Here is a 13,018-nt window from a genome sequence, read left to right on the forward strand (position 1 = left end):
CCTCGCGAGCCCCTGGGGACACGGCCCGGATTGTGGTCACCGCGGAATCCTCCACGTTCTTGGTACGGACGGCTGGACACGGACGTCGATGCGATTCGACGGAAGTCATCTGTTGTCGCGGTGCTCGGTGATCGAGAGGGTGGGCCGGGGCCATAAGAGTCGGCCACCCTGCAGGCCGCGGGCATGCACGAACACGGCCGTCCGCGATCGATGCGCCGCATCACGTTGGCTCTTCTCGCCCATCACCATAGCTTCGACAAGAGCGGGTGGTTTTGCCCGCCCGACATTGCTTCGAAACGGCGCGCATGATTCACCGTGTGACGCTCGCGAACGTGGTTGTCGCCGGAAGGGCGATGGGCGCTTGCGGGAGCCTGTTCGACCGGATCTTCTCGGGCGATTCTGCTTTCGGGAGGAACGGTCCGGGGTTGATGGACGATGAGGTTGTGGTGCGCCGCTTCGAGGGCCGCCGAGAAGTGGTTCCGCTGATCGCCCCCTTCCCACGGACATGTCGGGCACTGAGCGACGTGCTCTCCGTTGGAAAGGCTCAGCACCTCCGCGTCGGTGGGGGAGGATATCGTCCCCCGCTCCAGTTCGCTCATACCCGTACTCCTCGGCCCGCCTGCGGCCGCCGAACAGCAGCGTTGACGCTGGGCACAGCGCTCCTCGAGGCACCGTAGGCGATGTGCTTGTGAAGCTCCGCGGCTGTGCTTGCATGTTCCCGCGGTGAATGCCACGGTCCAGACCATGGAGCGGTTTGATCGGGAACGGTGCGTGCTGAACTCGAGGTGCGTGTCATGGTCGGGACCCGGGCGGGTGCCGGTGCAGTGCCGGCTTCTGCTCCGCTGGCGGAAGTGATGCGACCGGGCACATGGCTGGTGTTGGCAAGGGGTTCCTTAGGGTGGGCATTGTGGAAAGGGTCAGGCAGGAGACGACCGGATTCGGGCGATCAGGACATCCGGTTACTCCCGCGGTCGTGGGCCGTGATCACGGTGACGGTTTCTGTCCGTGCTCCCCAGAGGCAGCTGAGGGGGGACTGTCCTCGCCTGCGGTGTCGACATGGGCATGCCTGGCCGTCGATACGGGCGGGGCGGCAAGCAGATCGCGGATTTCGGCCAGGAGCTCCACCTGTAGGTCAAAGGCCTCTGGCTTGTCTCGCGACGCCCCCCGGTTTCGACTTCGGAGGGCGTTAACGGGAAGGACCAGGAGGAAAAAGACCACGGCTGCGACGATGAGGAACTGCAGCAATGCCGCCGCCACGGCGCCAAACGAGAGGGATGCTGAACCGAGGCGGACTTCGCCGGCTTTGGCGAGATCTTCCGCGTTGAATACGGCGCCAATCAGCGGGTTGAGGACATGGATCACGATTGAGTTGATAATTGCTGTGAAGGCGGCGCCGATGACGACCGCGACAGCGAGATCGACAACGTTGCCTCGTAGAACGAACTCTCTGAACTCCTTCAGCACCGTTGCCCCTTTCCTATTGTCGTGCTCATGCTTGGTGATGAAGGTTGGTCAGCTCCAGAGACGAGTAACTTGGACTGCGTCGATCGTTGGCGATGCCGCGCCGAGGGTGCCGCCCGATTGGGGGAGGACGTCTTCGAGCGCAGGGCGGCCATCTTGTTCGCTAAGAAGACGTAGGTGAGCCGGTCGATGCCCTCATCGTCGAGTCGGCGACCGACCCGGGCCATGGTGGTGGCGACCTCCAGCGCTGCTTGGCGTGCGCGCCAGCGGAGCGCGAGGTACTCAACGGGGGATACTCCCGTCCGCAGGCGAGGTTGCGCGGCGGAGCTCACAGGGACCGGTATCCACGCCAGAGCGAGAACATGCCGAAAAGCGCCAGGACGATCGCGGCGAGCGAACCGAGGCGAACACCGATCAGCCAACCGTCGGGGGCGTGCAAGAGGATCGCCAACCGGTGGTTGAAGGAGGCGTTCAGAAGGGACCCGCTCACTGCCAGCAAGAGGATACTTGCCAGCATTCCGACCGCGACGGTGCGTCGCACCTGGCTTCTCGTCTGCCTCCAGCTCATCGGTTGAGGATTTCATCGACAATTGTTGCCACCGTGCGCCCGGTGAGGCTGGCCCGCTGCGCCAATTCATGAGAGGCCACAACTGACACCGTGATCTGCTCTGTTGACGCGTCGGGCGAGTCTGCGGGGGACGCCACTGACCGGGTTCTTAGGAGGGTGAGCGTGCCAAGGAACGGGACATTCCGGCGAGGGGCCATACCGATGAACCCGTTGTGTTTGGTCAGCTTCAGGAGGCCTGAGTCGATGTCGTCTTGAAGTTCTTGAAGCGACCGTCCAGAGATTTCAGGCAGCGAGCGCAGCGGGATGAAGTCCGGCAGTTTCTCTAAGTACTCGGCGAGGATTGCTTTACGGAGCTGCTGCCGGGGGTCCGGGTGTGAAGCGCCGCCCCCGTTCTCAGCCGATGCGCGCACGGACCGGCGGTGTTCGAGTTGTCGCAGCGATACTGACATCGGGTTTCCTCCCATATTTCCCTCACTAATGAGAGAGCCGGGAGCGCCGATTATGACGCGCGCCGCCCTGAGCAGGAACCGACGAAGCCGCCCGTCGGCATGTCCACTCGGGTTGAAGACCCTGAAATTGCCGCCCCATCACAGTCTGGTTATCGTCCGCATGGCGGCCAGACTGTCCAGGGCGTCCGTGAGCGTACTGATTCATTTTCGATCTGGCGCGCTGACAGTGATGGCTGGGCCGTACCGCCCCTCTGCTGCGTATCGCACCAAAATCGAGCTCGCTTGGCCGAATTGGTGAAAGTCAACCGGAACAGAAACCGTCCCCGTTTCATCGAGCGTCGCTGCAGCCCAACCCCCGGCGCCGACGGCGACTTGGATGGTTGCCAACGGCGTCCCTGTGATGAGAGCGGCTGAGGGACGGTTTGTCACGGCGATCGTTGGCACGCTCAGAGTGATGGGCAGGACCACTGGTGGGGAGGTGCTGCCCTGGGCGTCCGTTTGTGTGATTGCCAGGGTGTTGATTCCGGCGGTCATCCCGGCTTCTGCGATCGCCGACCAGTGGCCCGCCTGGTCGGCAGTAGTTGCAGTCGATGTTCCTGCGGCCGTCAACGAGATCGTTGCCCCGGGCAGGCTGCTACCGAAAATGAGCGGGTAGAGGGTTCCGGAGTTCGGGCCGTCCCCCGTGTCAACCGTTGCAATCACTGGGGTATCCGGGCGGCGGATGATCTCTATCGTGAGCACGGTTGTCGCGGTGGTTGCGCCTTGAAGGGCTTCTTGGACGTGAAGCTCGTAAGTGCCATCCGGAAGATCAGCGACGTTTACGATCTGGCGCCACGCTCCGCTGCGATCGACGGAGGAACTCACGGCGGGAAGGGTTGCCGTGTGCGTGGGGGTGCTGAGCTGCACGGTGATCAGGGCCCCGGGGGTGCCGGATCCGGTGACGGTGAAAGCATCTGACGTCACGATTGAACCTGCCGCTGGGCTCAGAACCTTGGGTGACAGGGTGACTATTGGCGAGGTTGGGGGAATGGTTGGCGGTGGGGGTGCCACGTTTACCGGCGACGCGGCAACTGCTCCAGGCGCTGCCGGGACGGTCACCGACACAGAGGGGGCAAGTGGCGAGGCGACAGGCGCGGGGGCTGGCGGCGCGGGTTGAGGCGCGACGGGCGCTGGTGTTTGTTTCGGGGCGGATGGTTGTGCGGGCGGGGCCTCCTGCGCACTAGGTGTTGAGGTGGGATCGGCGGCTGCGGAGAAAGGAGCGTTCTCCGAACGCGACGGTCCACCTGCAAGCGCGACGGATACGGAGACGCCGAGGGCGGATGCGGCCACCACTGCCGCCGTGATCACCAGGGCTTGAGCTCGGATCGAACGCCAGCCCACTGCGCCGTGTCCCATATTGGGCACCACTTCGGCGGCGACGGCAGCGCTGCCGGCGGAGGTCGATTGCCAGGCGGTGTATGCGGCAGCGCCACCGACGCCTGCAGCCAGTGGCAGCAGGATCAGAGCGATGCGGCGGTTGGCGTCGGCCGCTTCCTCAGCAACGATCGGGCACAGGGTGCAGTCCTCGAGATGGTCATTGACACGGCGAAGATCGCTCTTGCTCAGCCGCCCGCGGAGTTTCGCACCTAGATGCTCAACTGTCCACCGGCATTCGGAGTCCTCGGAAAGGGTCGACAGGTGGATCTGGATCCACGATTGGCGCAGTCCCTCCCGGGCGCGATAGGCAAGCGCAGCGACCGCGTTCGCGTTCATGCCCAGCAGCGGGCCGACCTGCCGAGGACGCATCCCCTCCACTTCGGTGTACCAGAGGACTTCCTGCCACGCGGTCGGGAGACGCCGGAACGCTTTGACAGCCAGGGATTGATCAAACGCGGTAAGCAGTGCCTCTTCAGAGAATCGTTCATCTTCGACCTCATGCGCCTGTTCCAGGCTGGTCCACTCCTGCGACGCACCCCAGGAAGCTGCCGTGTTGCGGATTACGGTGAACAAATAAGGCCTGAAACCCACGGTTGGGCCCCCACCGTTGCCGATGAGCTTGAACGTGCGTGCAAACGCCTCAGAGACCAGATCGTCCGGGTCAAGGGACGAGCTGAAGGATCGGGCAACGGCAAGGCCAGCGGTGTAGTGGCGGCGCCAGAGTTCCGCGAAGGCAGAGTTATCGCCTTCTCTGGTCAAGGCCACGAGCTCGGAATCGGAGGACCCGTAGTCCTGATCTGATTCTGTGGGTTTGACGCGTCTGGCCACGAGCACCTCCGCTTTCGGGTATGAGGCGGACACCAGCCGGCCAGGCAAGGAAATTACAGGCATCCACTTAAGAGAGCGCTTGCGTCACGTTTCATGACGCGTGAGGCGAAAGTTTTTTTCCCGAAGCTCCCTGATGACGCGGAATGCGCCTGTTCGGCTGGGGGCAGATCCCGATGGGGTTCAGTCGTTTGATTTGAGGACCTGCGCTGCGATGAGCGCGTCGACGGATCCGTACGCGCGACTCGCCCCGGCGCATCGCCGAGTGTCCTGCGCGAGAACAAAGTCGGCGACCACGAGAGAAATCGCGTCGCGCGCGGCGGTCAAGCCCGACACATACGCGGTGATGTCGTCGATGACCTCGCGGTCGCTTACCAAGGCACTGAGGGTGCACTCCCGCACAGGCACCGACACTCGAACACAGGGGTCAACAAGTACCGACAGCGCGTGCGTGTGGGAGTCGTAACTCACGGCCAGACCACGCAGCCGATTCGTGCCCCGACGCCAACGAACCAGGTGTCCGACTAACGGGTGCTCCGTGTTACTCATCTCATATTCACCCATCGAGGAGACATTCGTCTTGCGTTAGGAGTGCGGGGTGCCCGGTGCTCACCCCGGACACCCCGCAAGCAGCCAATCCCCCGGCTGCACCGGGACGTGCAAAGGACGAGCCCTGGCATTAGAGAGAGCGCCACCGGCCGAGAATATGACGCACTCGCGGCGATGCCACCACAACAGCAGTGCACAGCCCCCGGAAAAGCGGCGATCGCCAGACACCGGGGTGCTAGCTACTTATCCGGCATCCCTGCGGCTAGAAGTACAACAGCCGAGTCGCCCGGTCATAAAGCGACAGTTCGTCGCCCCGGCGTAGCAGCCAGTGCATCGGGCTACGCCGAACCAATCGACCGGCGGCGACTACTGGAGCCTCCTGTCGCCGACAGCTGGGGCAGCCGAACGAGATCGATCGGACCGTGCTTGGTCGAGTCGGTCAAAGCTGCAGAGCGGTGCCACCCAAGTGCCTCAAGGCTGGTCGCCCTCCTGCCGGGGAATCCACCATTCAATGTCGTCCGCTGCGTGGTCGCCGAACCTTGTTACCCAATCGGCGAAAGTATGGTCGTTCTCCAGCGAGCAATCGCAGCGAGTCTCCACCCACTCACCCGTAATCGCACTCCTGGTCCTCTCGACGTGAAAGAAGGAAATCGACCCGGTCCACCACGCCTCCGTGGGGGTCTCGGAAGGGTTATCCATCGGTGCTCCGCTCTCCCGTCGATGTCCAAGAGGGCGGGGTGCCCAGGACCCGAGCAGAGCACCCCGCGAGCAGCCAACCCGACTCGGCTGCACCAACACGGACGAACAAGGCGCAAGTGCTGGCATTAAAGAGAGTGCAAACTGGTGCAAATATGACGTCGGTTGGAGCACCGCGCACCGTGTCAGAGTCTTCTCGCCACATCCGGACAGACGAGTGTACTGCTGTGCCGCGCCGTTGACGGTCGCGCCCCTCAGCCGTGAGGATGAACTGGGGCAGATCAGGGGCAACGCGCAAAACGCCACTCCAGACGAAGCGGAGCGCCACCACGCTGCGTACCTCGCCTCCGGGCCCGCAGCGTTCGTCCAGTTCAGCGAACCCAACTCGCGAGATCCTCCCTCGGAACGCTCAACATGGTAATGGCCGCTGAACGCGTTCACTCCCTCCGCCCAGCAGCCCGTCACATGCATGGCTCCGGGCGGACTAAGTCCTTTACAGACCTGGCGCCCCACGGTAGCCGGATCGGCGAGTGAAGGTCACGCATGGTGGAGGAGAGAGATTGTCCGACCCTCTCCAGCCAGGGTCAGCTCAGGGAAATCCGGCAGCTAGCCTCAGCCAGATCCACAAAGGAGCCGCCTGCGGCCTGGTCCGACCCGGGAGAATGTGCTTATGAAGCGGTCCAGAGTGCACGTTATGGGAGCGAGCGGTAGCGGAACGACGACACTCGCTCGCGCGCTCGCTGATCGCTGGGCGGTTCCTCACGCGGACGCGGACGACTACTTCTGGCTGCCATCGAATCCGCCTTATGTCGCGCAGCGTCCCAAGGATGAGCGCGCGGCGCTGATGCGCGAGCTGTTCGTGCCCCGGGAGGCGTGGGTATTGTCCGGGTCGATGCTCGGTTGGGGTGAGGCTGTGGTCGCCGAGTGTGATGCAGTCATCTTCTTGTCACTCGATCCCGTTGAGCGACTCCGCCGGCTTGAGGAACGCGAGGCGCGGCGTCGGGCCGGGATGGAGTACGACGACGCAGCATGGCGCGAGTTTCTCGATTGGGCAGGGAGCTATGACGACCCGGCCTCTACCGGACGTAGTCGTGTCGCCCATGAGACCTGGCTCGCCCGCATCGACAAGCCGGTACTTCGGCTGGACAGCGCAGCTTCCGTGGATGAGATGCTGGGCACCGTTCTGGAATGGGATTGCCCGTAATCGTCCGAGGAAGGCCTGATCCACTTTCGTCGGCCGGCCGCGTACGGATCCGTCGACGCTTCAGCGGCGAGGCGGTCACCGATCCGCGTGTAACCAGTTTTCGTAGTGAGCGGAGCGCTGGCGAGGACCACGTAGCCGCATCGGGTAGCGTCGACGGCGCCCCACATGTCTGGGTCCCCGTGTGCTGAACTGAATAGTCTTAGCCCTTGTGTTCGGCTCGATATTCGCGAGGCGTCGACCCGTGAATCTTCTTGAACTGACGGGCGAAGTAAAACGAGTCGATGTAGCCAACCCTTTCGGCTACCACAGAGATGGGTTCGTCCGTGGTGTCGAGGAGCTCCCGCGCTCGTGACATACGCAACTGCGTTTGATACCTAAGGACCGGCATCCCCATCCTCTCTTTGAACAGGGCTGCGAAGTAGGAGGTACTCAGACGTGCCATCGCGGCCAGCTCTTCGACGCGCACTTGCGATTGCGGGTGCTGCCGCAAGTACGCTGCTGCGTCATCGATGGCGCGGTCAAGTCCGCCTCCTCGCGCAAGGTCGGTTGCCAGAAGCGCCAACGCATGCCACGCTGCGCCCGCCGCCGCCAGGAGGCTCGCATGAGTTTGATCGCGTTCCATCCATTGCAGGCACTCGGAGATCAGGGAGGTGATCTGGTACAGCGAGGCGGGGCGTCGGACAGGCCCGTCAATGTTCATGCCGGCCCCGTCGAGGAAGGCGGCTACTTCCGGACCTGAGACGTGGAACCACCACAGTGTCCAGGGCCGTTCAATGTCGGCGCCATACGAGTGCGGGTAGCCCGGCGGCAGGACGACAGCGTCACCCGTTTCGACGCCGAAGCGTCCGCTGGGCGTTTCGCACCATCCTTTGCCGTCGACGCACACGAGAACGATGGCTTGCTGGATCGGCACCGGCCGGGATCGGCCATGCGAGGCAGCGTGAGGAAAGTAACCGATGTTGGTCACTACAAGCCGGGGAGACGCCGGGTTCGCGAGGAACTGTCGAGCTTGCGTTGGAGGCAAGACCAACATGCGTTGGCCTGGGAAGCCTTCAGCGATCGGCGGCGCCATTCCAAAAGTGTCTACTAGCCGGGTGGTTCTGTCCAATCCGTAACGGTCGCTTGTGGAAATCGATTCGTCCTTGTCAGCGGTCCCAACGAATGGAAGCACCAAGCACACCGCCTAGTCCGTTGTCGTACACGCCGCGATAGAAGTCGGGCGCGTTGTCTGATTCGATGCGGTTTGTTATTGTCGCATCCCACCGCAACCGGCCCGCGCCCATCGAATCAAGAACCGCTCGGCGGCACGGGCGAAGGCCATCGTCGCTCGGGAACAGCATTCTGACGCGACGATAGTGCGCCTCAAGGAACTGGAACGAAACCTTGCCTTGACCGTAGTTCCCCTGCCACACGAACGTGCCGTGGTCGCGAAGGAGGCTGATGCCCAGGTCGATCGCGTCGGTGGTGCCCGTTGATTCGAACACATAGTCGACGCCGTCTGGACCGAACGTGTCGCGAATCACGCTGGCAGCGTCGGCCTGAGTGCTGTTGACAGTCCAGTGGGCTCCGAGTTTCGAGGCGACTTCGAGGGGGTGATCGCGGATGTCGATGGCGAGGATTCGGGCGCCTCGTTCGGCAGCAGCTGCCACGACGGCGAGTCCGATCATTCCGACGCCGATAACGACGACGGTGTCGCCGACAGACACCCCAGCATCGTTGACGCCGTTCAAGCCAACAGCCGGCAGAACGAAGGTGCTTGCAAGGTCGTCGGGGACGCTGTCGGGGATGTGATCGGCTCCGTGGTCTCCACGCGGGTCGATTACCGCAACGGAAGCGTGCACACCGAGCGCGCTGGCAAGCGGGGCGCCGCTGGAGAGAGCGAGCTCAGGGTTCGCGCGGTAGTAGACCCGGTCACCGAGCGAGTATCCGTCAACGCGAGAGCCAACGTGGACCACGCGCCCGGCTCCCATGTAGCCGGTCACCAGAGGGTAGCTGCCCCAGTTGAGCTTTCCGCGCAGAACAGCGAACTCGCTGCCGAAGCTGACTCCGGACCATGCGGTCTCGATCCCGATCGTGTCCGGAGTGAGTGGCCCGGTTCTGATCGACTCGAGTCCGAAGCTTCCTTCTCCGTACGCGACTAGGGCAGTGCCCTCCAGGCGCTCCTCATTGATTGCCACGATGCGTTTCCACCTTCCATCACTGCGTCTATGCGGGATGTTCCTTTCAAGGCAATCTAGGGCGGTCTTTCGGCTGATTCCACGAGGAATGAACTAGAAGTCTAGACAAAACGGTGAACTCACTAATAGTCGAATTGTCCAGATAGTTCACGATTTCTCCCTATGTCGGAATAACTTTCCGACCTACCTTTGACCAAAAGAACGCCGACAGTTGGCGTCCACACAGCAGTGATAGGAGGTCGACGATGACCGAGGCAAGACAGGGCTCCCGCTTGGAGCCCATGACTTTCCCGTGCAGCTTGTTCGACACGGAAAAAGCAAAATGGTGACGGTCGAAGTGGCGCCACCCGAGCGAGTCACGCGTACCAAGCGCGCGTCCCGAACTCGCGACACCGGGCTCGGATCGCCAGCACACCGCAAAGACCCGCTCGTCGCATGGCTGCTCATCGCGCCTGCAATGTTGGGCTTCCTCCTTTTCGTGGGGTACCCGACGGTTCGAGGGATCTTTCTCGCGTTCACGAACTTCGACGTGCTCGATCCGCCGAAGTGGGTGGGGCTCCAGAACTTCAATGACTTGATCCACGACGGAGCGTTCTGGAACTCGCTCTTCGTCACCGTCTATTTCGTCATCCTGACGGTCGTCATCGGCACAATCGTGTCCCTCGCGACCGCTGTCGTTCTCCACCGGCTGACAGCCTCCACCGTTATCCGCGGCTTGATCATCCTGCCGTTCCTCGTCTCTGGCGTCGTCGCTGGAACAATTTGGGCCTGGGTGCTCGACCCTTCGCTCGGCATCGTGAACCTGGTCATCACCAAGATCTTCGGTCACCCGATCCTCTTCCTCGGGTCGCGGCAATGGGTCATCCCGACATTGGCGCTCATCAGCGTCTGGAAGTCGATGGGGTACAACGCGATCATCATTTTCGCGGGCCTGCAGACGATTCCTCCGACCATCTACGAAGCGGGCCGCCTGGACGGTGCCAGCGAGTTCAAGATGTTCCGCCACCTGACACTGCCGCTGTTGCGGCCCATCATGGCGCTGGTCGTGGTCCTCTCCGTTATCGGCGCGTTCCAGGTGTTCGACATTGTCCAAGTGACGACGAAGGGTGGCCCGGCGAATGCGTCGAACGTCCTTCAGCAACGTATCTATGACACGGCCTTCAGCGGCAACTTGAACTTTGGTTATGCATCGGCGATGTCGCTCGGTCTGTTCGCGATCCTGATTGTCATCACCTTCCTCCAGGTGCGGCTGCTCCGCGCCAGCGAGTCGGATTTGAACTGAGGAGGATGACTGTGACAAACACTCTCGTACGCAGCCGGCCCCACCGCACCCGGCGGGACGCCAAATCGAAAGCGCTGCGCGGCATTTCCTGGGCATACATCTCGCTGATAATTCTGGTGACGATCTTCCCGTTCTACTGGATGCTGAGGACCGCACTCTCCAACAACTTTGCGTTGAACACGAACCCTGCCTCGCCGTTGCCGGTCGGTTTCACGCTCGGACCGTTCGAACGTGTGCTTGGGTTCGCGACCCGTGCGCAGGCGATTGCTGAGGGCGGAAGCGGAGCGTCGGTAAACCTGCTCCAGTCGGTCTTCAATTCGATCGTCTATGCCGGCCTGGCGACGGGCATTGTGGTGTTCTTCTCAACGCTGGCCGCCTACGCATTTGCACGGCTGAAATGGCGAGGGCGAACGATCATGTTCGGGGTGGTGCTGTCCGCACTCATGGTGCCAGCGCTGCTGACCTTCCTTCCGAACTTCCTCTTCGTCAAAGACCTCGGGCTGCTCAACAGCTACGCGGGGCTGATCCTGCCGATGGCGCTGTTCTCAGCGTTCGACATCTTCTTCCTGCGGCAGTTCATGCTCGGCCTGAACAACGAGATCGAAGAGGCTGCATTGTTGGATGGTGCTGGCCCGCTGATGGTGCTGTTCCGGGTCACCATCCCATTGACTTCGGGACCGCTTACAACCCTGTTCATCCTTGGCTTCATCAGCATTTGGAACGACTACTTCTGGCCTCTGTTGGTGACCAGCGACACCTCCGTCGCACCACTGACCCTGGCGCTCGCTGTCTTCCAGCAAGCTTCGCCGGAATCCGCACCCGACTGGGCGGGACTCATGGCGGCAACGCTTGTGGCGGCTTTGCCGATGCTCCTGTTGTTCATGGTTTTCGGGCGCCGAATCGTCAACTCGATCGGTTTCACCGGCGTGAAATAACGCCGCCCTATGCGTGTGAACGTCGTCGTTCACATCAAACGGCGGGAACCTACCCGCCCCCACCCCCACTGATAAGAGGTAATCACATGAAACGCAAGGCGATTGCAATCATCGCTGCCGGCGCTGCTGCCGTGGCGCTCTCCCTTGCTGGATGCACTGGCACCGGGAGTTCGACGAGCTCGAACTACACCGTGAACTGGTGGACCTGGGACCCCAACCAGGCTGCCGCGTACGAACAGTGCATTCCGGCTTTCGAGAAGGCCAACCCGGGTATCAAGGTCAAGGTCTCCCAGTACAACGTCGCTGACTACTTCACCAAGCTGACAACGACCGCTGTTGCGGGGACCGCACCGGATGCCTTCCAGGACGCTCTGCTCAACAACCTGAGCATGCTGGAGCCGCTCGACTCGTACCTGGCACCGGACCAGCTGAAGAAGTTCGCCCTCGGCGTGAAGTCCGGTCAGGGCCCCGACGGCAAGCAGCTTGGTCTGCCGCTGGACTGGGCGTCCGCGGCCATGTACTTCAACGAGAAGGCCGTAACCGATGCAGGGCTGACGACGGACCAGATCGAGAACATGACCTGGAACCCGCAGGACGGTGGGACGTTCCAGAAGATCGTCGCCCACATGACCATTGACCAGAACGGTGTCCGCGGCGACCAGCCGGGCTTCGACAAGACCCACATCAAGCAGTACGGCGTGGGCGTTATCGGCGCCAACGACTTCTCGGGACAGACGTCCTGGTACCCGTTCGCCGCATCGACCGGCTGGTTCCCCCGCGACAAGGCGGCGTGGCCGACGAAGTTCACCTACGACGAGCCGAAGTTCGTCCAGACGATGGACTGGGTGAAGAGCCTGATCGCGGCGGGGTACTCGCCGAACTTCAACCAGACGTCGCTCAGCGACTCGCAGCTCATCGGTAGCGGCAAGGTCGCGATGACTGTCGGCGGATCATGGGAGGCCACCGGATTCGCGGCCCTTCCCGGAGTGAAGGTCGGAATCGCCCCCACCGTGAAGGGGCCGGAAGGCATCAAGAGCCTGAGCAACTCCAACACCAACGTGATGTGGAAGGGCAGCAAGAACAAGAAGGCGACCTTCGCGTGGATGAGCTACCAGGGGTCGGAAGCCTGCCAGACCAAGGCTGCGACGTACAACGGTTCGTTCTTCCCGTCGATCGCTAATTCCATGAAGGCTCTCGTTACTTCGGAGCAGGCCAAGGGCGTCGATCTGAGCGTGTTCCTGAAGCAGCAGACTGACAAGCAGCTGATCGACCAGCTTCCTGCCAAGAACTGGAACCAGATCGGTACCAACCTGAACCCGCTGTTCGAGGCGTACTTCACTGGTGAGAAGGACAACTCCGTCTGGCCGGAGGCAGTGAAGGTCAGCCAGGACACCCTCGCCGGTAAGAACGGTTGAGCTTCGGTTGGGACGGCCGGCAGCCCGGCCGTCCCAACCTC

General features: G+C 62.4%; 12 protein-coding genes. 4 read left to right on the forward strand and 8 right to left on the reverse strand.

The window, feature by feature from the left end; all coding sequences use genetic code 11:
* Positions 1-242: 242 nt before the first annotated feature.
* From ACFQ9V_RS17600 to ACFQ9V_RS17625, 6 genes are all read right to left on the reverse strand, one after another.
* Positions 243-599: a hypothetical protein gene (locus ACFQ9V_RS17600; RefSeq protein ID WP_382460415.1), complete on the reverse strand. Its 357-nt coding sequence runs from the start codon at positions 597-599 to the stop codon at positions 243-245.
* A 385-nt stretch (positions 600-984) separates the two neighbouring features.
* Positions 985-1,464 (reverse strand): large conductance mechanosensitive channel protein MscL, encoded by a 480-nt coding sequence (gene mscL / locus ACFQ9V_RS17605; RefSeq protein ID WP_382460416.1) that lies wholly within the window; start codon positions 1,462-1,464, stop codon positions 985-987.
* Between the two features lie 325 nt (positions 1,465-1,789).
* Positions 1,790-2,002 (reverse strand): hypothetical protein, encoded by a 213-nt coding sequence (locus ACFQ9V_RS17610; RefSeq protein ID WP_382460417.1) that lies wholly within the window; start codon positions 2,000-2,002, stop codon positions 1,790-1,792.
* A 23-nt stretch (positions 2,003-2,025) separates the two neighbouring features.
* The gene (locus tag ACFQ9V_RS17615; protein ID WP_382460418.1) at positions 2,026-2,478 is read right to left on the reverse strand and encodes a hypothetical protein; all 453 of its coding nucleotides are present in this window, start codon (positions 2,476-2,478) and stop codon (positions 2,026-2,028) included.
* Between the two features lie 201 nt (positions 2,479-2,679).
* On the reverse strand, positions 2,680-4,722 hold the full coding sequence (locus ACFQ9V_RS17620) for a sigma-70 family RNA polymerase sigma factor (protein WP_382460419.1): 2,043 nt from the start codon (positions 4,720-4,722) through the stop codon (positions 2,680-2,682).
* A gap of 180 nt (positions 4,723-4,902) precedes the next feature.
* The gene (locus ACFQ9V_RS17625) at positions 4,903-5,097 is read right to left on the reverse strand and encodes a hypothetical protein (RefSeq protein WP_382460420.1); all 195 of its coding nucleotides are present in this window, start codon (positions 5,095-5,097) and stop codon (positions 4,903-4,905) included.
* Positions 5,098-6,634: 1,537 nt separating this feature from the next.
* On the opposite strand from ACFQ9V_RS17625, the gene ACFQ9V_RS17630 reads away from it, so the two are divergent.
* Complete coding sequence (locus tag ACFQ9V_RS17630; RefSeq protein ID WP_382460421.1) at positions 6,635-7,168, forward strand: AAA family ATPase; 534 nt, start codon at positions 6,635-6,637, stop codon at positions 7,166-7,168.
* Between the two features lie 199 nt (positions 7,169-7,367).
* Here ACFQ9V_RS17630 and ACFQ9V_RS17635 read toward each other — a convergent pair whose 3' ends face one another.
* Both ACFQ9V_RS17635 and ACFQ9V_RS17640 read right to left on the reverse strand, forming a co-directional pair.
* Entirely contained in the window at positions 7,368-8,240 is an 873-nt protein-coding gene (locus ACFQ9V_RS17635; protein WP_382460422.1) for an AraC family transcriptional regulator, read from the reverse strand.
* 73 nt (positions 8,241-8,313) lie between these two features.
* Entirely contained in the window at positions 8,314-9,345 is a 1,032-nt protein-coding gene (locus ACFQ9V_RS17640) for a zinc-binding dehydrogenase (RefSeq protein WP_382460423.1), read from the reverse strand.
* A 322-nt stretch (positions 9,346-9,667) separates the two neighbouring features.
* Between ACFQ9V_RS17640 and ACFQ9V_RS17645 the strand changes: the two genes are divergently transcribed.
* The 3 genes from ACFQ9V_RS17645 (at position 9,668) to ACFQ9V_RS17655 (ending at position 12,977) form a co-directional block, all read left to right on the forward strand.
* Complete coding sequence (locus ACFQ9V_RS17645) at positions 9,668-10,627, forward strand: carbohydrate ABC transporter permease (RefSeq protein ID WP_382460424.1); 960 nt, start codon at positions 9,668-9,670, stop codon at positions 10,625-10,627.
* A gap of 5 nt (positions 10,628-10,632) precedes the next feature.
* Positions 10,633-11,562, forward strand: a complete 930-nt coding sequence (locus ACFQ9V_RS17650) for a carbohydrate ABC transporter permease (protein WP_382460425.1) — start codon at positions 10,633-10,635, stop codon at positions 11,560-11,562.
* Positions 11,563-11,648: 86 nt separating this feature from the next.
* On the forward strand, positions 11,649-12,977 hold the full coding sequence (locus tag ACFQ9V_RS17655; protein ID WP_382460426.1) for an extracellular solute-binding protein: 1,329 nt from the start codon (positions 11,649-11,651) through the stop codon (positions 12,975-12,977).
* Positions 12,978-13,018 lie beyond the last annotated feature (41 nt).

Origin of the sequence: Leifsonia sp. NPDC056665 (genome assembly GCF_042791795.1) — a bacterium.
Classification (GTDB): domain Bacteria; phylum Actinomycetota; class Actinomycetes; order Actinomycetales; family Microbacteriaceae; genus Leifsonia.